The 21,586-nt window shown below is 64.0% G+C and carries 10 protein-coding genes; all 10 read left to right on the forward strand.

Annotation, left to right across the window (positions count from 1 at the left end):
- Nucleotides 1-4 precede the first annotated feature (4 nt).
- The 10 genes from HG800_RS09200 (at nucleotide 5) to HG800_RS09245 (ending at nucleotide 21,525) form a co-directional block, all read left to right on the forward strand.
- A complete protein-coding gene (locus tag HG800_RS09200) occupies nucleotides 5-1,099 on the forward strand; it encodes a stage II sporulation protein M (protein ID WP_169976061.1) in 1,095 nt (364 codons plus the stop codon).
- Nucleotides 1,089-1,874, forward strand: a complete 786-nt coding sequence (locus HG800_RS09205) for a hypothetical protein (RefSeq protein WP_169976063.1) — start codon at nucleotides 1,089-1,091, stop codon at nucleotides 1,872-1,874. Before HG800_RS09200 ends, HG800_RS09205 begins: the two co-directional genes overlap by 11 nt.
- Nucleotides 1,868-2,644 carry a DUF4129 domain-containing protein gene (locus HG800_RS09210; RefSeq protein ID WP_169976065.1) on the forward strand — a complete coding sequence of 259 codons (777 nt, stop codon included), beginning with the start codon at nucleotides 1,868-1,870 and terminating at the stop codon, nucleotides 2,642-2,644. The genes HG800_RS09205 and HG800_RS09210 overlap by 7 nt, the downstream gene beginning before the upstream one ends.
- Nucleotides 2,641-3,810, forward strand: a complete 1,170-nt coding sequence (locus tag HG800_RS09215) for a DUF4350 domain-containing protein (RefSeq protein WP_169976066.1) — start codon at nucleotides 2,641-2,643, stop codon at nucleotides 3,808-3,810. Before HG800_RS09210 ends, HG800_RS09215 begins: the two co-directional genes overlap by 4 nt.
- A gap of 173 nt (nucleotides 3,811-3,983) precedes the next feature.
- The gene (locus HG800_RS09220; RefSeq protein ID WP_169976068.1) at nucleotides 3,984-5,447 is read left to right on the forward strand and encodes a glycosyltransferase; all 1,464 of its coding nucleotides are present in this window, start codon (nucleotides 3,984-3,986) and stop codon (nucleotides 5,445-5,447) included.
- Complete coding sequence (locus tag HG800_RS09225; RefSeq protein WP_169976070.1) at nucleotides 5,444-7,696, forward strand: glycosyltransferase family 39 protein; 2,253 nt, start codon at nucleotides 5,444-5,446, stop codon at nucleotides 7,694-7,696. The genes HG800_RS09220 and HG800_RS09225 overlap by 4 nt, the downstream gene beginning before the upstream one ends.
- Before the next feature lie 191 nt (nucleotides 7,697-7,887).
- Nucleotides 7,888-9,810 carry a HEAT repeat domain-containing protein gene (locus tag HG800_RS09230; RefSeq protein ID WP_169976072.1) on the forward strand — a complete coding sequence of 641 codons (1,923 nt, stop codon included), beginning with the start codon at nucleotides 7,888-7,890 and terminating at the stop codon, nucleotides 9,808-9,810.
- Nucleotides 9,811-9,932: 122 nt separating this feature from the next.
- Nucleotides 9,933-10,775 carry an inositol monophosphatase family protein gene (locus HG800_RS09235; RefSeq protein WP_169976074.1) on the forward strand — a complete coding sequence of 281 codons (843 nt, stop codon included), beginning with the start codon at nucleotides 9,933-9,935 and terminating at the stop codon, nucleotides 10,773-10,775.
- 316 nt (nucleotides 10,776-11,091) lie between these two features.
- Complete coding sequence (locus tag HG800_RS09240; protein WP_169976076.1) at nucleotides 11,092-14,562, forward strand: hypothetical protein; 3,471 nt, start codon at nucleotides 11,092-11,094, stop codon at nucleotides 14,560-14,562.
- Between the two features lie 66 nt (nucleotides 14,563-14,628).
- The gene (locus HG800_RS09245) at nucleotides 14,629-21,525 is read left to right on the forward strand and encodes a hypothetical protein (RefSeq protein ID WP_169976078.1); all 6,897 of its coding nucleotides are present in this window, start codon (nucleotides 14,629-14,631) and stop codon (nucleotides 21,523-21,525) included.
- The last annotated feature ends 61 nt before the right edge of the window (nucleotides 21,526-21,586 follow it).

Consider the following 21,586-nt stretch of genomic DNA (forward strand, 5'->3'; position numbering starts at 1 on the left):
GCGCATGAAGGTCGCCGAGCGCCTTGCCCGTCGCGAGCAGGTCTGGCGAGAGCTGGACGCGCTCTTGATCCGTTTCGAGCATGCCGGAGCGTTGAGGGGCCGTCGGCTGTTACCCTGGAAACAGACGATCGCGGCTGAGCAGCAGGACGACCCGACATTGCCGTCTCCCGAGGGTCGGATCGGAGCCGCTGAGGTTGTGCGACTGGGAGAGCTGTATCGAGCGGCCTGTGCGGACTTGATGCTGGCCGAGGCGTATGACCTGCCCCGAGAGACGGTTGCCTATCTTCATGCGCTGGTCGGTCGGGCCCATAATTCGATCTACCGAACGCGAGGATTTCGGGTCCGCGACTGGGCCTCGGAGCTGCTGGAGGTGGTGCCGCGCCGGTTGCGATCGGACCCGTTCTTGAAGCTGGCGTCGGTGGTGTTCTGGGGCCTGATGATTCTGGCAGGGTTGCTGGGCGCCGGCAGACCCGGCTTTTCTGAGAAGATTGTCGGGCTGGAGCAACTTGCCAATCTGGAAGCAATGTATGCTCAGCCCTTGACGGAAATGCCTCGTGAAGATGCCTTCATGACCGGGTTCTACATCAATCACAACGCAGCGATCGGCCTGAAGTGCTTTGCCTATGGTCTGACCTTCGGCATCATGACGCTCTACGAGTTGAGTTTTCAGGCAATCGTCCTCGGGACGATGTTCGGCCACATGGCCACGACTCCCTCGGCTGCAAACTTTTATGAGTTTGTGACTGCGCATGGGCCGTTTGAGCTGACGGCGATCGTCATGTCCGGCGCGGCGGGTCTGCGGCTCGGCTGGGGCCTGATTGATACGAAGGGACAGCGGCGGCTTGATTCTCTGGCTCGGGAAGCTAGGGCCTCGCTGCCAATTGTCGGGACGGCGGTCTGTCTGTTCGTGCTGGCAGCCTTCGTTGAGGGCTTTGTCTCGGCCTCGGCCATGCCCTACTGGGGGAAGGCGGGGGTGGCGATCGGCAGCACGCTGTTGCTGGTGGTGTATCTGGTGGCGGGGGGGCGAGGCGTGGCAGGAGACGCGAGAAGCGACACCGAGTTCGTCGGCAACACTTCGGAGCGAGATCGTGGCCGTTGATCGAACCCTGGTCCAGATTCGAGAGCGATCATACCTGGATATCCTCGACCTGGCTCTCGTGCTGATACGGCACCGACCGATCACGATTGGGGCCACGGCGGCACTGGGGATTGTCCCCTGGGCCTTGCTCAATGCCTGGATCCTGTCGGAGGTGGAGGATGGGCGGGCGATGGTCCATCTGGGGGCGATTGTGCTCGAAGCGCCCTTCGCCACGGCCCCGTTGACGATTGTGCTCGGGGCGATGATGTTCGGTAGCTCGCCGAGGCCGGGCCAGGTGGTCGGCACGATGCTTCGTCAACTGGTGCCGATGCTGCTGTATCAGTTTCTCTTGCGAAGTTTACTGCTTCTATCCTGGGTTCTGGCATGGTTGATCCCGGTCCGTCAAGTCTTCATGAACGAGGTACTCTTGCTGGAGCGTGGCAAGTGGCGACGGGCCTGGTCGCGCTGCACCGACCTGACTAGTGATCGCGGGGGTGAGCTGTTTGGGCAATGGATGATTCAAATGGCCTTCGGGGGCATGTTCACCCTGGCCTTCTGGTTTGCGACGAGACAGGTTCTGAGCGTTTTCGAAGGGGAACTGACCTGGGGCTACTCGGAACTCGATTTTGTGTTCAACGCATGGATCTTCGTCGGTGTCTGGATTGCGGTGGCCTTCTTCGCGATCGTCCGATTCTTGACGTACATCGATCAACGGATCCGTCTTGAAGGCTGGGAGGTCGAGTTGCGGCTTCGGGCGGTCGGACGGGCCATGAAGGAGGCCTCCGACGCATGGTAAGCCGAATGGTCGGGTGGATTGCTCTGGTCGTGGGTTGCGGGCCGCTCAGCGTGGTGCTTGGGTTTGCTGATTCCGATGCGTCCTCGGTCGATCCCGAGGCGGTCGAAGCGGTTCGCCAGGCATTTACTGACCGAAGCTTCCCCTGGTACGACGAACGGAACGATGCGTACCGTCCGGTCATGCCTCCCCGGCCTCCCTCGACGCCGAATCCTCGGTTGCGTGGGGCTGGAGGAAGATCGTGGTTCGACTGGCCTTCGATGAACCTGGAGGAACTCGGTCGGCTCATCATCTTCGTCTTGCTCGCCGCAGGGCTGACGGCCCTGATTCTCTACCTGGCCCGGACCTGGCAACGCCGAATCGATGAGGAGGCGAAGTCCCGAACGACCTCGAAAACCGCGCAGGTGATCGGATCGGCCGCTCGGGTTGGTTCACTGCCGACGGGTCTCGTCATTGATGAATCCGATCCGTTGGAGGCTGCAAGGCAGCTGCGCACACAGGGCGAGCGAGGCCGAGCCGTTGTCTTGCTCTTTGCCCATCAATTGCTGGTGCTTGACCAGATGAGCATGATCCGGCTCTCACCGGGGCGGACTGGCCGGCAATTGGTCCGGACGATCGAGGATGACGTGGTTCGAGGCGTGGTCGGTCGGACGCTCCGGATGTTCGAAGCCGTGTACTACGGCCATCAGGAGCCCGATGCCGAGGAGTTCGAAGCCCTCTGGGCGGAAGCCGAGTCGCTGGACGCGATGTTTGCGTCGGGGGTGGTCCAATGACTCGATCAAAGCGAACCGGACCGAACGGGCTGGTCTTCCGGATCCTGGCCCTGGGCCTGCTCTCAGTGGGTTCGGGGTGTGGGGAAACACGGATCGACACGACCTACGGACGGATCGCCGGTCGGAGTGTGAACGGCACCGGAGTGTTTGCCTCGTTGCTCCGCGATCAAGGGCACGAGGTCCGCGCGGCCCGTCGGCTCAACGAGGAACTGGGTGCCTGGGCCGAGACGATCGTCCGGTTCCTTCCTGAGCCGGGGATTGTGGGCCAGGAGGAGGCTGACTGGTACTTCGACTGGCAGATGGGAGGCTACGGTCGTCGCCTTATCCTTGTGTGCCGCGACGGGAGCGCCGAAGCCGAGTACTGGCAATCAGCACTGAAGGGCCTTCCCGAGGACGCCCCGGAGCATCAACGCGATCGGATCGAGGAGAAGCTGACGAGGGCTCCGGACTGGGAATCGGAAGGTCCCCCTCCGGGGTTCCAGACCGCCGATCCGGACTACTGGTTCCGGTTCGACGAGCAGATCGGAGGGGCTGGACCCAATGGGAATCTCGGGGGCCCGTGGGGGGAAGGGATCGATCCGAAGGCCGCCGCCCTTCCCTTGAACCGGGCTCTGGAGGTCAGTAGCCCCGCAGAAACGGCCCTGCTGACCGGAGACGACGATCGGGTGATCGTGATGGATTGGTCCTGGGATGACCCGATTGAGGATGGCGATCCCTCGGCGGTGCTTGTCGTCGCCAATGGATCGTTCCTGCTCAACGCGGCGATTGTTCCGCATGCTCGCCGACCGTTGACGATGAAGGTGGCCGATTGGGTCGGCTCCTCGCCTCGAAACGTGGCGTTTGTCGAAGGGTCGTTTTTGCTGGGGGCCGATTCGTCGATGCCGACGCCCTGGCGGGTGATTCGTCAGGTGCCGGAACTGGGGATGGTGGCCGTTCATTTCATGATGCTGGCCCTGATCGCGGCGCTGGCGCATGCGGTGATTCTTGGCCGTCCGCGAGCGGCCCCCGCCTCTGGAGCCGATCGCCCTCGAATGCATGCCGAGGCGCTGGGCAATCTGCTCTCTCGGATCGGCAGTGAGCGGGCCGCCCGATCCTTGCTGACGACCTATCGTCGCTGGCGGCGTCCTCAGGCTCATGACGATCATGGACACCAGGATGGACCTTGACTGGCGTGCCGATCCGATCTGTCTTGGAGCCGGGAACCCTCTGGACGACGGCCCCGTGCGTCTGTCACCCTTTTTTTGCGAGCCTCCGGCATGATCCCTCTCACGTCGCCCGTTTCGGCTGGATCAACCGGATTTCCCCAACACCCTGTTCCTGACGAAGACGAAGCGAGCGCATGCCCGAGCCTGATTCCTTCAGCGACTCAGACCCCGACTCTCGACCGATCTTGAGCCTGCTGATGCCCGTGTATAACGAGCGGCGGACCTTGCGGACCATTGTCCGTCGGGTCTTCGAGGCGCCGTTGACAGTACCGATCGAGTTGATCGCCGTGGATGATGGCTCGACGGACGGGTCGAACGAGGTGCTGCGGGAACTGGCTGAGGCCGACCCGAGGATTCGGGTCCTGCATCACTCCAGGAATCGGGGCAAAGGAGCCTCGATCCGGACCGCCTTGCCCCACCTGAAGGGCGAGATCGTCGTCATTCAGGACGCTGACCTCGAATACGACCCGAACGACCTGCCGAAACTCGTTCAGCCGATCCTCGACGGTCGGGCCGATGCAGTCTTTGGCAGCCGGTTCCTGAGCGGAGAGTATCGCCGGGTCCTGTATTACTGGCACAGCCTGGGCAATGGGCTGCTGACCTGGCTCTGCAATGTGCTTTGCGACCTGAACCTGACCGACATGGAGACCGGCTACAAGGCGATCCGAGCCGACCTGCTCCGGCAAACCCCGCTGAAAAGCCGGAAGTTCGGTTTCGAGCCCGAGCTCACCGTCCGACTCGCTCAGTGGGGAGTTCGGTTGTACGAGGTGGCAATCAGCTATGCCGGTCGGACCTATCTGGAAGGCAAGAAGGTTCGCTGGGTCGACGGCTTGCGGGCGATCGGGGTGATGATTCGCTGCCGGTTTTTCGATCGCCGCTTCACGACGCACGACGGGTACGCGATTCTGGTCGCCATGCGCAAGGCTCGGGGACTGAATCGATGGTTGCTCCGGCAGATTGAACCTTGGATCGGTTCCCGGGTCCTGGAGGCCGGCTGCGGGATCGGGAACCTGACCGAACTGCTGCTCGACAGTGATCGCCTGATCGCGACCGACAACGAGACGTTCTATGTCGAGATGATCTCCCGGCGCTTTGGCCACCTTGAAAACGTCGAGACGGTCGAGATGGACCTCACCCGATCGACCGACTACGATCGCATCGAGGCCGAAGGGCTTGATACCATCGTTTGTTTGAATGTCCTGGAACATATCGCCCCGGATGAGGAGGTTCTTCGACAGTTCTTCCGGGTACTGCAGCCCGGGGGGCACGCGATCATCCTCGTGCCGCAACACCCCTGGCTTTATACGCCGACCGACCAGGCACTCGGGCACGAGCGGCGCTACGAGGAGGAGGAATTGCGCCAAAAGCTGGAAGCCGCTGGCTTCGAGGTCGTCCATCAACAAGGCTTCAATCGATTCGGGACGGTCGGTTGGTATGTGAGCGGGAAGATCCTAGGGCGCGATCGGCTTTCTCCGGGGCAAATGAGGCTCTTTGATCTGCTCTTGCCGGTGGCGAAGTTGATCGAGCGCATTCCCGGCTGGCCTGCGTTGTCGACGATCGCCGTGGGGCGGAAACCAGAGAAGGAATCTTCGCCATGACCGCGATCGGCCTCGGGCTCCTCTGGACGATCCTTTTGAATGCGCCGGTGCTGGCTGGAGCCTTCTGGGTGTCCGGACACGGCTTCGGGCAAACGAAAGGGGTGGTCCGATGGCTGGCCACGGCGGTGATTGCCTGGACCTGGGTGACGCTCGGCATGGAGGTGCTCGGGACGCTGGGCGTCCTCGGCCGGGGACCACTGCTGTCCTGGTCGATCACGGGAGGGGCGCTCGGGTGGGCGGCTCGAAAGCGATGGCCGAAGCCGATCCCGGACACGGACCAAGACGAGGTCTTTCCGGAAAGCGATCCGACCTGGCACCTCGACGCGACGGTGGCGCTTGGCTTGACGCTCTGGGCGTCGGTCTTGCTTGGGATGCGGTCGCTGCTGTTGCCGGTCAAGGTGATGAGCGATGGACCGATCTATCACCTCTGGTTCGCGGCCCGATGGTGGGAATCGGGATCGCTTGATCTGATCGCTGCGCCGTTTGGCGACAATGTCGTGACGTACTTCTCGGCGATCGGCGATCTCTGGTTTGCCTGGCTGATGATCGGTTGGGGAGGAGACCTGCTGGCGAAGGTCGGGCAGGCTCCGTTTCACGTCATGACCGGGATGGCCGTTTTCGCGATGGCCCGGCAAGTGGGGGCGGGGCGATCGACGGCGATGATCGCCGCGGCCTGGATGCTGACGTGTTCGCCCTACCTTATTTTCGGATTCGAGGCGAATGTCGATACGATCCTACAGGCTGGTTATCTTTCGGCGGCCTTTTTCTTCCTACGGTACGCGATGGGAGAGGGCGGACCTCGAGCCCTTGCGCTGGGGGCCTTGGCGGCCGGATGTTGCTGGGGATGCAAGCCGACGGGTTTGGTGCTGGTGCCCCCTTTGCTGGCGGCTGTAGGGTTGGCCGTGCTCGTGCGACGGATCGGATGGCGATCGAAGGTTGGGCATCTGGCAATTCTGGTCCTTGCGCCGATGCTGACGGCCGGGTACTGGTATGTTCGCAATGCCTGGCTGACCGGGAATCCGCTGTATCCGGTGCAGGTTGAGGCCTTCGGACGAACGTTGCTGACCGGCTGGTATGCGCCCGAGGTGATGAAAGGCAGTCGCTACTACCTTGATCCCCGCGACTGGCGATCGGGGATCGACATGTTCCTCCAGGTGTTCGATCCGAGGATGGCCCCGATCTGGCTGTTGGCGCTGCTGGGGTTCTGGAGGATCGGCAAGCGTCGGGCGAAGGCGCGGGCACGTTGGGTCTGGGCGATCGCGGCCTTGGCGGTGATCAACGCGGTGATCTACTGGGGAATCATTCCGTATCGGACCCAGCAGCGGTTTCTCTTTCCGGCCGTGGGGATGGCGGCGGTGCCGGTGGCGGTGCTCCTGGACCGGTCGAAGGTGTTGCGGTGGCTTGGGGTGTTGCTGCTCGCCTTGCATACGATGACGGGCCAGGGGTGGCCCTGGGCGAGGTTCGGTGAGGACCAGAAGATTCCCTGGGACTTCTCTCCAATGATTCCGAACACCACCCCCGGCCCTGTCCGGCTGCTGATGCCGAGCGGCAACTGGTGGAATTCGCTGACGGCGGCGGTCGATGCGGGCGAGTGGGCAGACCTGATCCGGATGTTTTTTCTGGTAATCGGACCCTGGGTCATCGGTGTTCTGGCCGTGCTGGCTGCGGCGGCGATCGGCCGGGCTGTGAACCGTCCTGGACAGGCCAGAGTGAGAACAACGGCCGTGGGAGCAACGGCGGCCTTGCTTCTGATCGGAGGGCTGGTGACCACTCCCTGGGGAATGTCTGAGCCGCTGCGATTCTTTCCCATCTTTGTCGATTATTACCGCGGCTGGCTAACGCTCGACCGCCTGGCGGGTGAGGACGGGACCCGGATCGCCTACGCGGGCACGAACCTGCCGTATTTCCTGCTCGGGCCGGGCATGAAGAATCAGGTGCGGTACGTGAACATCAACGAACACCGGGACTGGTTGATGCACGACTACCACCGTGAGGCCGTGGCCTCTGGCCGTCCGAACTGGCCGGGTGACATGCCGGGCTGGGACCGCGAGCAACAGGACTTCGACGCCTGGCTGGCCAACCTTCGCGCCGAGCAGATCGAGCTGCTCGTCGTCGCCCGGCACAACCCCAGCGAGCCCTGGCCCATCGAACGCCAATGGGCCGAGCAACATCCCGATCGGTTTACACTGCTCTACGGGCAAGAACCGCCCGATCCCCTGTTTCGGATCTTCCGGCTCCAGGGACGCTGACCTATCGTCCGTCGGAGACTGAGGCAGCGGAAATGGTCCAGTTGGAACGACCTCGAGTTGGGTCTTTTTGGAAATTCTCGACGGATTGCGTTGGCTCAGGGCACAGATAAAGGGTGAGGGCGAGGGTATCGGAACCGGAAGCAACAGAACTCCGACCATCTCGCCTCATTCTCTTGACCCGAGCAATTCCGATGCGATTGACGCTCCGTACGCTCCTCGCGTGGCTCGATGATACCCTTCCTCCGGAGGAGGTTCGGGAGATCGGCACGCAGGTTTCCAGTACTCCGTTCGCCCAGACCTTGATCGAGCGGATTCGGAAGGTCACGCGCCGTCGGCGACTGACGGTGCCGCCGTCGAGCGGTCCGGAGGCGGTGGACCCGAATACTGTGGCCGCCTACCTTGACAATGAGTTGGAAGCCGAGAAGGTCGCCGAATACGAAAAACTCTGTCTGGGATCTGACGTTCACCTGGCCGAGGCCGCGAGTTGTCACCAGATTCTCAGCCTGATTAAGAACAAGGCTAAGGTTCCGTCGGAGGCCCGTTACCGGATGTACCGCCTGTTCAAGGGGCCGGAGGCGGTCCGGACCAACTACCGAGGGACCGTTCCTCCCGCGGCTGGGATGGTTCCCGACGCGCTCTCCGGAGTTCACGAGGCTCCCTGGGCGAAAACGGCTCCGGTGCCTCGATCATGGTTCGAGCGGGTGATTCCCTGGGCGGTCGCCCTGCTTCTGATCGGCGTGCTCGGAGTGGTCGGATACCTGAATCTCCGCTACGCCGGTGTTCAGATCCGCGAGGCCGATTCGCTTGCCGCGGCGCAGTTCGATCCGGAGTTGGTCGATGAGGCGGACGATACGATCGACGCCGAGGGTGAGGACGCTCGACCGGCCCCTCCCCCCCTCTCGGCACCTGATCCGGTCGAACCGAGAGAGGAACCTGTCGCCGAACCCGAGCCGACCCCGGATCAAGCCACCGCACCCGTCCAGCCCGTGCCCCCCCTGGCAGAAGGGGAAGCGGCCGTCGTCGAACAGACCGACGGAATCGTCTTGCGGGCGAACCGGACCTGGGATCGGCTCGAGGCTGATGATTCCCTCGCTCCGGGAGATCGCGTGGTCAATCTCGCCCCGTTCCGCACCACGCTGGGCATGGGGCCCGTTCGGATCACCATGATCGCTCAGTCCGAGCTTCGTGTGGAACAACCACAACTGGCCGATGGTCCGCGGTTCGATCTGATCGACGGCAGCATCGTCCTCCGATCCCCCGATCCCGATCAGCCGATCGCGGTTGGGTTCGAAGGGCGGACCCTCTCGCTTCGGTTGCCTGCCGGACGTCCGGTGGGGCTTTCCTGGCTTGGATTGAAGGTCCCTGGATCCTCGGCGGGGCGTCCTTTGTTGACGATTCTCTGTCCCGCGGGTTCCCTGGGCGTCGCGATCGACGACGATGGTGAACCGCAAGAGTTCGAAGGCCCGATTCTCGTTAGTGTCGATCCCGAGGATGGGATCCTTGGCGCGGAACCGGCGGTCATGCCTCAATGGGTTGTTGATCCCGAGCCGCAACCGGCCGACATTCAGGCCGGCGAGGCCTTCGCCACCTTGTTTGAGCAGTCGAGCGGATCGATCACCTTTACCTTGCTCGAAGGGATCGAGGATCCGGACCCGACGGTTCGGAGTCTGTCGGTGGCGGCCCTGGGAGCCCTGGCCGGTTCCGATCCCGAGGCGCTCGAACAGGTCATGCCATTGCTCAACCGTCCGGGAGATCCGGCCGTCCGAGGGACTGCGATCGGAATCGTCATGCGACGGATGGCGCGAGGAACCGAGCCCGCCGAGGAGGTTCGCGGACTGCTGGAGCGGTTCATCGCTCCTCCCGAGGCCGCTGAAGCGTTCGACCGCCTTTTGCTGGGGATTCCCGAAGACCAGATCGGTGAGAAGGAGGTTTACGCCCAGCTCGTCGCTGATTTGTCGTCACCGAATCCCGGGGTTCGCCAGCTGGCGCTCGATACCTTGATGATGCTGACCGGGCGCGAGGCACTTGGCTACAACCCCGATGCCCCTGAGGGTCCGGGCCTGAAGGCCTGGGAAGACTTGCTCAAGGAGGACCGATTGACGCCGGCCCGCTGATCGAACGAGGGCCATCCCCGCATCGGATCAACGATGGCGGGGATAGGCGCCGTCGCCCCGACTCTGGCAAGATCAAGCCCATTCGGAAGCCCTCTCCCGGAACACTCGGAGAGGGCTTTTTGATGGCGCATCGTGATCCCCTTTCAGGGAGGGTTGGGTTCGTGGCCGAAGTGTATCAAGCCTATCGGGAAGCCGCCGAGCAGATTGCCCGGCGCGCGGGCAACGTATTGCGAGAACTCTACGGCCGCGTCGAGGCCCGGGAGAAAGGGCCGAGCGATCTGGTGACTGAGGCGGACCTGGCCAGCCAGCGGACCATCGCCGCCTTGCTCGCCGAGCGGTTCCCCGACCATACCTTGCTTGCCGAGGAAGAAGGGGTTCAGCCCGACCCCGACTGCCCGTTTCGATGGATCGTCGATCCGCTCGATGGGACGGTGAACTTTGCCCATCGCTTCCCGATCTGGACGGTTTCGATTGGCCTCGAACATCGCGGAATGCTGATCGCCGGGGTCGTCTATGCCCCTCTGACCGACACGATGTGGTCGGCCAGCCTGGGAGGCGGGACGACCGTGGACGGCAAGACGGCTCGGGTCAGCTCAGCCGATCGGCTGGAGCGATCGTTGATCTCAGCCGCCTTCCCGACCCGGTTTGGAACAGACGCCCCCCGGCAACTCGCCTTGATTGAGCGATTCTCGACCGACACCCACTCGGTCCGTCGAAGCGGATCGACCGCCTGGAACCTGGCGACCCTCGCCTCGGGCGGAGCGGACGTCTGCTTTGGGACGCACGTCAATCCCTGGGATGTCGCCGCAGGGGTCCTGCTGGTCAGGGAGGCCGGCGGCACCGTGTCGGCACTCGATGGGGGCCCTTATGACCTCTACAGCCCGGAGATCCTTGCCAGCAATGGCATCGTTCACGATGAGGCTGCGCGTGCTGCCACTGAGGCGACACGGCGAGATCGGGGTTAGACGCAGTTTATTCAATTCCGGCGATCGAGTTGGGGGGCCTCTGGTCGTTCGGGGGGCCACGACGCAATGGTGCGTCCGTGTGTTCTGTCTCAGTGGCGACTCGCGATTTCCTCGGCAGGTGGAATCGAAGGACGAGCCGGACAGGTCGATCCGTGACTCCAGGGTTCTCCAGGTGGTACAATTTGCCGGATGACTCGTCTTTGCTTCGATCGAAACGCCGGAACGAATCCCCTCCGGCTCACTTTGATCTGGCTTGCCTCGTGTCCTGTCTCAGCGAGGCTGGTCGATCTCCGCGACTTGAGCGAGGGTGCGCTGCGTGGCCCGAAAGCGTGACATTCTCTGGAGATGCGCGGTCCTGATGCTGCTGATGGCCCCCGGGGCCTCGCGAGCTCAGGATGAGGATGGACCGGCGTCCGAGGACGTGGCCGAGCCGTCGGTCCGCGCGGACTCAGAGATCCCTGTGGTGATTGTCCGGACGGGTGAGCAACTGGAAGACGTGGCGAGGTCGGCGCTGTCGGGGGTCACGTCGGTCGAGGTGGTCGGCCGGGTACCGGACGAGGGGGGCCTGGCTCGGATCTCCTTGACGATCAGTCTTTATGCCCGGGGGCCTGGGCCGCATCGGGTACCGATCGGTCTGGATGGCCTGTATCCTCGCGAGGCGAAGTCGGACGGGGTTCCGCTCGGCTGGGAAGCAGCACCGCCGGAAGGCTGGTTCGTGATCTTGCCCCACCAGGAAGACGAAGAGCAGTTGCGGACGGTTCAGGTCGAAGTTGTTGCTCCCGTTCGCTCCATTGATGATCGCCGCGGTTTGACACTTGCGATTCCTCGGGCGGTCCGGACGCGCCTGCAGCTTGATCTGGAGGGACCGATTGCCGAGGCTGCGCTGGGGGACGGGGCACCGCTTCCGATCGAAACAGTTGACGAGGGGCGTCGAGCTCGGATCGAGGCCATGCTTGACGCTCGGAGCGAGCTGGAAATTCGCTGGCTACCTCGTCGTGATGAGGCTGCCCCGGTCCCTCCGCTCCTAACAGGCGGGGGGCACATCTCGCTCGATCTGAGTGAAGGCGCGCTGACCGCCCAATCCCTCTGGGAGATCCAGGTCCGCCGGGGTGAAGTTTCGACCCTGGTTTTCCTGCCCGACCCGGATGAGGAGATTCTGGAGATTGAGAGCGAGGGCCGATCGATTCCCCCGGCTTCGACCCTTGACGGACGGGGCCGGCTGCTCTCACTTCCTCGAACAATTCGCAAGGGAGAGTCGATCCGGATCGGGATTACCACCCGCCGGTCGGTTCCGGAGCTCAATGCCGAGACCGATCTGGCCACGGTGCGATTTGTCGGCCATTCCTTTGAGGGCGTGATCGAACAAACCGGGACCCTCTCCATCGGCCGGACCGATGGCCTGCGCATCCTGGCCGATCCGGAGCAGGGGCTGAGGCGAATCGACCCCCGCGATCTCCGCGAGGAGATCGCCCGGGTCAGGCCCACAATTCTCTCGGCCTTTCGATTTGCCAATCAGCCGTTTGGGCTTCAGCTTCGCGTCGGTCCGATGCCACCGATGGTACGGGTTGCTCAGCGATCGTTCGCGAATCTCGAACCGGGGGGGGCTTCGGCGACGATTGAATCCTGGCTCGACTATCGGTCGGTCCGAGGCCAATGTTTCCGGCTTCGGGTCGAGGTTCCCAAAGGGCTGGAGATCGACCGAGTCGGGCCTTCGGAGGCGGTTTCCTCCTGGGACCTCGTTCGTTCGGACGAGTCCGACGAGTCGACGGAGCCAGCCATTCTTGAGCTGACACTGGCCTCTGCGCTTCGAGACGGTCAACTGGCCCCGCTTCGGATCGAGTTGGGGGGGACGGTGCGGTTCGACCCCGAACGACCGGGGCAGTTGCCCGTGTTTCGACCGCTCGATGCGGGTTTCGACGGTGGTCGGCTGGCGGTGGCGGTTCCTCCCGATCTGGACGTCGCTCCCTCGGATGGTCTTGAGGCCCAGGCCTCGGCAGACATCGTCCCGATGGAGTCCTCCGCGATGCTTGACCCCGGTCCCTGGTCGACTGCTTCCGGAGAGCTGCCGCGTCGGGTGCTCTGGCTCCGGTTTGAGGCACCGGCGGCGGTGGTCCCGCTCATGCTGAGCGAACGGGCCGCGACGGTGTCTTCGATGATTGATCAGCTGGTCCGGGTGGCTCGGGACGGGATCGACGTGCAGCAAGACCTGACCCTTTATGCGCCCGACGGCGAACTGAAAAGTGTTGATCTGGCCATTCCTGCCGATCTGGAACGCGCCTGGGAACTGGTGGATCGGGGTGTGATTGAACAGGAAGAACCGATTCCTCCGGGACCCGACGGCTTACCGATCCGCCGACTGACGCTGGCCCAGCCGGCCAGTGGGGTTCCGATCAAGCTTCGACTTCGCTTCCGGCTCCAAGAAGCCGGCCGACTTGTCCCAGGACAATCGGCGGCCATCGAGATTCCTCGAATCGAGGTACTGGACCCTCGTCCGGCCTCACCGCCTCGGGTGGAAGTCGCTGCCGATCCCGGCATCTCACTTCGTCCAGAGGGGAACGGATGGCGACGCCCGGCCGAGAACCAATGGGTGACCAACCCCGACGGTGGCGCTCCGCTGCCGATCCGGCAGGTCTGGGTTCGACCGTCGGGAGCGGCATCGACGGTGCGTCCCCGGTTCACAGTCACGGCCTCCGCACCTGCGGAGTTACCGAAGTCGCTCGCCTCTCGGCTCTGGCTTCGGTCGGAACAGGGGGCCGATGGCGGTGTTCGCATGGTGGCCTGGTTTCGGTTTGACGATCATGGCCCCTCACTCGGTTTTCGCTTGCCTTACGGTGCGGAGCTGGACCGGGTGTACCTTGATGGAGAACCCGTTCCATCCGATGACCTCGATGCCCTGGAGCGTCCGGGAATGTTCCTGCTTCACCTGCCGGCCGAGACGGCTCGCGGGGTGCTCGTCGGCATGAGTTACCGGCTTCCTCGAGAGGCGGCCGGAAGTCGCTGGCAACCGCCGAGATTGCTCGATGGAGGTCGAGTCTTCGAAACGCTCTGGGAAGTGCGCGTGCCCTGGAATCAAGCACTCATCGGAGTTCCCCAGGGATTTACGGATGAGAACGTCTGGTACTGGGGCGGATATGTCTGGAAGCGCCAGCCAGGGATGACTCCTTCTGAGCTGGCGGTCTGGATTGGCGGTCCGGGCAGCTCTGCCGAGACGCTGGCCCCTCCCTTGACAGGCGGGCGGATTGGTGATCACGGCTATTTGTTCAGCCGACCCGGAAATCCAGGATCGCTGAACCCGATGGTTGTCTCGCGGGCCACGCTGGTCGGCTGTTGTTCGGGGGTAGTGCTGCTCTTTGGCCTCTTGGTCCTGATCCGGCATCCGATCCGGGCTCGTGTCTTGCCCATCGTGGGGGCGGCGGCCTTACTCTGCTTGATTTTCCTGGGCCCGAGTACGTCGATCGTGGTCGTGCAGTCCTCGGCGGTCGGCTGGCTGCTGATTGCAGTGGCTATCTTGACCCGACGGGCCGTGGAGCTTCGTCGGCCTGGCCCTCGATTTGGAGAACAGAGTGCAATGGGCTCCTCTCCCGCGGCCAGCGAGCATGCGATGGGAGCGGGGGCCTCAGGAGGTTCGACCCCCCTGGTCGGGTCCGACGACTCGACAGCCATCCGGCCTCGCCCTCCGCTCGTCGGGCCGCCTTCCCTGTCGTCGCCTCGGCCCGATCCCGATCTACGGGAGGAGGTGATCGACCTGGCTCCACCGTCTCGGTCCGATCACTCGCCAGCGTCGTGATTGGGATCGGGGTGTTGCACTGCCTTCAACGTTTCAAGAGATGGTCGCCGGCGGAAGCGTCTCGCCATGAGTGTACTGCCCCTCCGAATCTTCCTGATGACCATGTTGCTCGCCGTGCTGACCGAGCCCCGAGCGCTCGAGGCGGCCGTCGATGCTCCGCCCGAGGTCGTTCGGCTTCAGGTGCCCGAGGCGATGCTTGATCAGTGGTTTCCCGGCCGGGTGGGTTTGATCTCGATGCCGATGGATCGCTTCGAGACCTTGGTCGAGGAGGCTCGGCGAGCATCCGAGTCCATCGAAGCAACCCGTCCTCTCGAGCCGAAGCGGATCGAGCATCGGATTCGCCTTGAAGGGGGAGAGCTGGTTGGTGAGACCTTGCTTCAGTTTCCCGATCCAGGAACCTCGGTGCGGTGGGCGGCCCTCTGGCCCTGGTCTCCCGCGGTCGAGGAGGTTTCGCCGTCGTCCTGCACCCTGATTCATCGGGACGGAGACGGACGTGCCTTTCTCCGGATCGGCGCGGAGGAGGAACCGGGTCCAATCCGATCGGTCACGATTTCCTGGCGGCTTCGGCCTCGGGTCGAGGCCGAAGGTCGGATTTTCGACCTGGAGCTGATCGAGGGATCGGCCACGGCCTTGATCCTCGATCTTCCGGAGGGAATTACGCCCTCCGGCCCTCCTGGGTATCGGGAAGGGCCGGAACCAACCGAGGAGCCGGGCCGACACCAATGGCGGTTTGATGGGCCGGGCGGCTCGGTCGTGCTTCGACTCCGATCGGCGCCCGACCCCGATCGGCCCTCTGGTCCCTGGATCGGCGGTGCGACCCTCGTCGAGCTGGAGCAAGATGCCACCGGAGTGGCCCGCTGGACGACCGCCTGGTCGATCGACCCGGGGCCTGAAGGGCATCGACCCCTGGTCGTTTCGCTTCCTCCTGGTGTGACGTGGGAAGAGGTGATCGGTCCTGAGGGAGCGGTCTCCGGAGTCGAACTGCGCCCGGGTCCCGAGGGAACCAGTCTGACGGTTCGATGGCGAGACGGATTGATTGGCCCGACCCGCCTGACCCTTTCCGGACTGGCTCCGATCGACGACCCGAGTCGGTGGCTCGTCCCTGTGCCCGAGCCTCTCGATGCCCAGTGGACCGGAGGGCCAGTGATCGTCTGGCTGGATCAATCCTGGTCCCTGCGCGATTGCCTGGAACGGGCGGGTCGACGGCTTGACCTCGATGAAATCCCCGCTGAAACCTGGCAAGAATTGGAGCGTGCTCAGATTGAAGTTGGCCGTCGACCCGAGCAAGAGGATCTGCCGGGACTCGCTCCCGAACCAGAACGAGGGGGGTTGCCGCTGGCCTTCTTCGCCGATCGGCCCGAGCCGGTGGCTGAACTGCATCTGGCTCCGGTTCGGAGCATCACCTCCGTCTCTGTTCAGGGGACCGTGAGGCTTCGAGACGGGGCCGACACCCTGGAGGCGGTGATTGATGTGGAACCGCCCCCCAGTTCACCGACCCTCGTGAGTTTTTTCCTCTCGTCCGGATGGCTTCCGGATGCGATTCGGACCTCGGACGGTCAGCTTGCCTCGCGCTGGGAACAGGAGCAACTGCCCGACGGCCGCCGTTTGATTCGGGTTTCGATGCCCGGCACACGACCCGGCGAGTTCCCTCTCAACGACGGCCGACGCCCTGAGCTGATCGTCTCGGCCTCCCTGGTACGAGAAGACCTCCGATCCCTTGAGCTTCCTCGACTTCGGCCGGTCGACCTTGCCGTGGCCGAGGAGCGCTGGTCGATCGTTTCCGATCTGGACGTCTTCCTTCGACCGGTTGAGGGAGAAGGGCTCGCTTGGCTCGATCCGACGCCAGTGTCCTCGGGGTCGGCCGTGCCAATGCCCCGTCCCCTGCTCTCCTGGCGTTGGGTGACTTCGGATGCCCGAGGGCGAGTGGTCCGGGAGCCGGTCCCGAAACGTCCCCTGGCCCTCGTGAGTCAACGAGTGACGATTCTGGATGATCGAATGACGGTGGATTGGGAGCTTCAGCTCGAGGTCCGAGGGGAACCCTTGCGGACGCTTCCGTTCCGGATTCGCCCGACCGTGCTCGACGCGATCGGGCCGAACTGGTCGCTCCTGGCGGCCGATGGCCAGCAATCAAGGCCCCTGACGGTCTCCCCTTCGGTGGGGGATGAATCGGAGCTGCGACTGCCTTCGGACCTCTCTGGCCCGCTCTCGATCCAAGGACGGCTGGAACTTCCCTGGGACGGTGAAGGTCCCTTGCCGATGCTCGATCTGCCCCGGTGGTTCGAGACTCGCGGCACCGTCATGCTTCGAGTCGATTCCGCCCTTCGCTGCGAGACGCGGGGCGACCTCTCCTTTCGGGAACTGGGAAGCGGCTCGACAGGTTCCGAGGCTGATCGCTCGTCGATCGCCTCAACTCGATTGGCGGATCGGTATCTGTATGAAGGTCAGCCCGGCTTGCTCGTTGCGCGCACAACGAGACTTCCCGCCTCGCAGTTCGATGGTGCGATTCTCCGGGCCAATCTGGCCTCGAGCCCGTCGGCCGACGGGTTGACCCGGCACCGGCTGGCGCTCGATGTGGCGGCAGAAGCCGCCGCGACGTTGGGAATCGATCTGCCGGAGGGAGCAATCCTCGCGGCCGTCTCATCGAACGGTCGGCGTGTCGAGCCGTTCGAAAAGGGGGGGATGATCTGGATTCCCCTGACGCAGCTTCCCGAGGTTGAGCGGACGGGCTCGGGGCGTCCGCGACGCGTAGTTGTGGAGTATGTCCAGACGGTCACCGCTGAGGAGGTTCAGCCTGATCAGCCTCGGTTCTCGATGCCGTGTCTGTCCTTTTCCTGGAATCTCGCCTGGCCGACCACCCGGACCCTGGCGGGAGTCGGACAGGCCCTCACCCCTGCCGATCCTGGACCGGATCGCCAAGGGTGGTTGCCAGGCGTCTCGTTCCAACGGCTGCCTCGGTTGACCGCGCTGGAACGCACGATGCTCGAACAACTCGACGAGCGAGCGGCGACTCATCCGATCGGGGGGCTTCGGCTGGGCGATGCGCTGGCCTCGTGGGATGTGGGACGCTGGCCCTTGGTGGTGGATCGATCGGCGTTTGAGGCGATCGGTCTCGGGCCAAGGACGATCGTTCCGACGGCCTCTCGATCTGCTCAGGACAACTCGGCCGGGGCCTCTCGTCGAGCACTCGCGTCGCTGGGACTGCTTGCCGTGCCCATCGATACCGTCTTTCTGATCACCTCGCCGGCGGAGGTCCCTCGGCTGACACCGACCTCTCTGGCATCGGGACCAACCCGAGAGAGTTGGGTCCGATCGCTCCGGGAGGCCGTTGCCTGGGGAGCTGACCGTTCTGATCGCTTCCAGACTCTGGAACGCTGGCGGGCGGCCTCCGGTGGACTCTCGGCGGAGGCCATCACGGCGATCAGTGGGCCGAAAACTGATTCCCGGAGAATCCATCGCTTCGTGGCGAGCGGCTGGCCTCGCCAGGATGCCGGCATCCGGTCGGTTGATCGCTGGCCGTGGTCGATCCTCGGTCTGGGCGTGGGAGTCTTGATGATTCTGGGAGCATTGATCCGGTTACCGGGGTGGGGCTGGAATGGGCTTCGGCTCAGCCTCTTGCTGCTCATCGTCATCGGAGCGGTCGTGCTTGGGGAGGTTGGGGAGCCTCGTCGAGCAGCCCTGGTGATTGGTCCCTTCTATGCGGGACTGATCGCCCTGGTGATCGCCTTGATCCAGGGACGTCCCCGCCGAGGCCGTGATGAGTCCAACGCTTCAACCTTGATCCGAGCCCGCGGGTCGGCCTCTCGAATCAGCGTGGGAGCCTCAGGAGGGATTCTCCTGATCGCTGCAATGGTGGGGGCCCATCCTGGCACTCAGGTCGATTCCAACACGGAATCGACGGTGATTGCGTTTCTGATCGAGCAAACTGCCGGCTCCGAGGTAACGCCCGGGGAACCGGTCATCTGGCTTCGTGAACGTGATGTCAACCGACTCATGGCCGCCGTGTCCGTCCAGCCTCCTGTCGAGCAACGTCCCGGTTGGCCACGAGTGGGTGTCGTCCGGGCTGAGCATGAACTCAGACCCGACACGGAGGACAGCTGGCGACTGGAATCCCGGCTCATCTTGCGATTCGAGCAGGAAGGCCCAGCCGTCTGGGAGTTGCCGATCGGACGGCCGACCGAGCTGGAGGCAACGTTCGATGGTCGTCCGCGTCCGGTCTTGATCGGGGAAACCGCCGACCGCGCGACTGTCGCGATCGACGGAACTGTGGGGTTGCACGAGCTGGTTGTCCGTCAGCGGGTTCATCCAGAAAAGGACGCCGCAGGCCTCCGCCTGGTCTTGCCCGTCAACCCGGTTGCCCTGGCCTCGCTTCGGGTGGCCGAGCCACCAGGAACCTTAGGGCCGACCCTCTCCCGATCCTTCGGTCCTCTCACGGTTGGACCCGATGGGGAGCTTCGGGCTGCAATCGGCCCGAGCGATCGAATCGAAGTTCGCTGGGATCGGATTGACGAAGAAGGAGTCGAGACCGAAGCCCCCGGTCTTGAGGGACTGCTCCTCTGGCAAGCGTTACCCACGAGCGACCTGCTTGATGCTCGGCTGACCATTCGAGGCACCAGCCCTGTCAGAGAGCTCTGGTTTGCCATCGATCCGGGCGTTGCGGTGCGGTCGGTTCGAGCTGCCGGGGCCATCGTGGAGAGCTCTCGGATCATCGCCGACGACGGCGATCGGTGGATCGCTCGCATTGACCCTCCGTTGCCCGAAGGAGCGGTTCTTCAACTCGAACTTCGCCGCGCGCTGCGTTCCGAGGCTACTGACTCCGCAGCCGAACCGCCGGACGGACCCACCCGCCGAGGTCCTCCTCGACTGGAGCCAATCGGAGTGTCCCGGTTTGACGGTCAGATTGCCTTGATGCGTCCGAAGACCTGGGGAGGACGTCTGGAAGCGGCCCCTGGCAATCCGCCAATGAGCGACCAGGAATTCGAACAGAGTTGGGGACCACTTCCCCGGGGAGGGGCGCTCGATGTGGCAGGAGCGACCCGATTCACAGGGCTCCCTCAACTATCCGTACCCCTGGGGCCGAGTAACCCTCGACGCCGAGTCGAGCCGACGGTGCAACTGGACCTCGATGCCGGCCGCTGGGAATGGCGGCTCGCCGCGAGGGTTTCCGACCTCGACGGCCGAGCCATCCGCAAGGTCATGATCAAGATCCCGGCAGACCTGGAACTTGTCGATCTTGAGGCTCCGGGCCTGACGTCCTGGGATCGACCGACTCCCGATCAACTTCGGCTGCGCTTCGATGGTCTTGCCAGTGCTGTTCGACCGATCAGCCTGGCCGGATGGATTCCCGAGCCTGCCAGGCCGATGGAGCCTGGCCCTCTGGTCTCCGATCGTCCGTTGCCCTGGCCCGAATGGCCCGGCCTGTCGGTTGAGCCGGGGACGTTGCTGCTCTCCACTCCGACAACGGCCCTGGTGGATTACCGGGGAGCTGACGGCCGTTCCCAGCCGATTGATCGGCTAGCGACCTCGAACAACCGGCGCCGCTACCGGCCGATTCCGATCGATCAACCTGGCTCATTGCGGGTCGAGACCTTCCCTGCGGTTACGGTTGAGCTTTGGAGTCAGCTGGTGTTGAGCAGCCAGTCGGCCCGCTGGGAATCGCTGGTGCGCTATCGGGTGTTGGGAGGGCCTGCGGATCGTATCGAGCTGATTCTGCCGGAATCGTGGGCGGAAGGGGCCGAGTACGAACTGGATGGCATGCCGCCCCTGGCCGTTCGCGATCTGGGTGACCGGATTGAGATCGACCCCGGCCGACCGATCTGGGGATCGACCGATCTTCGGATCCGATCGGTTCTTCCCCTGAAGGATGATCAACCGCTCGTCTTCCCCGATCTCATCGCCTGGGGACTGGGTACGGCCACCGGACATACGATTGCCCTGGTCGTTCCCAGTGATCGGCCGCCGAGTCTTGACTTCTCTGGACTTGCCCTGGCCGACACGGCCACGGAGGAGCAATTTGCGATGCTCTTTCCGTCTCCGCTTCCTCCCGACGCCAGTCGAAAGGTGTACCGCGTGCAGCCGGGTGGCTGGTCGCTGATCGTCCAGCCGCAGTCCGTCGTTCGGGGCGCTTCGAGCGACCTCGAAACGACTCGGGTGGATTTGGTTGACCTGATCTGTCTGATCGACCCCGAAGGAACGGTCCGGGGCCATGCCGTGCTGGAACTTCAGCCGCTACCTGGGCCGTTTCTGACCCTGACGGCTCCTCCCGATGCCGAGGCACCCGCCGCGGTGGTCGATGGTCGCCCGGTGCGGCCTCGGCTCGGACCGGAGGGTCGATGGATCATCCCGCTCGGGGACGGTCCGGTACGTCGTGTCGAACTGGTCTGGATTGACCCGAGGCCGCCGTCTGAGGAGCGTCAGGGCCGTCGCCTGAGCATTCCGCAGCCCTTGCACGAGGGAGCAACCGTACTTACCACGATCCGATCGGCCGAGGGGGACGCGATCAGTGCTTCCAGCGGTTCGACCTTACCGATTCCGGCGTCAGGTTTGCTCGTCGAACGATTGGAACGGGCGGGCGATCGGCTCCGATCCCGGCTGGATCGGCTTGGTTCCTCGATCACCGGTTCCGACCGCGACTCCCTCTCGGCTGAGATCGCCCGCTTCTTGACGCTTCAACGTCAGGCTGAGCGTTCGGCCTACTGGGCTGCGCTGATGATGCCCGACACCAACGAGGTTGTTCGCCAGCGAGGTCCACTTCGGCGGATCGTCACGACCCGCGAGGAGCTCGATCGCTCGCTGCTTGCCGCCGGGTTGGCTGATCTGACCAAGACGCTTCCCACGTCCTCCGATCCCGGCCCGCCGACGGACTTCCTCTCACCGCTTCGCCCCGGATTGCCCCGCCACTTCCGCTCCGAAACCGAAGCCGGGCGAGCGATCGCGTTTGATTGGGCTCCTGGGGACCTTCCGTGAGGGTCTCCAGGAGTTGGGATGGAGCATAAGATGGGTCGACGAGGGGGGCCTCGCCAACCCG

Origin of the sequence: Tautonia rosea (assembly GCF_012958305.1) — a bacterium.
Taxonomy (GTDB): domain Bacteria; phylum Planctomycetota; class Planctomycetia; order Isosphaerales; family Isosphaeraceae; genus Tautonia; species Tautonia rosea.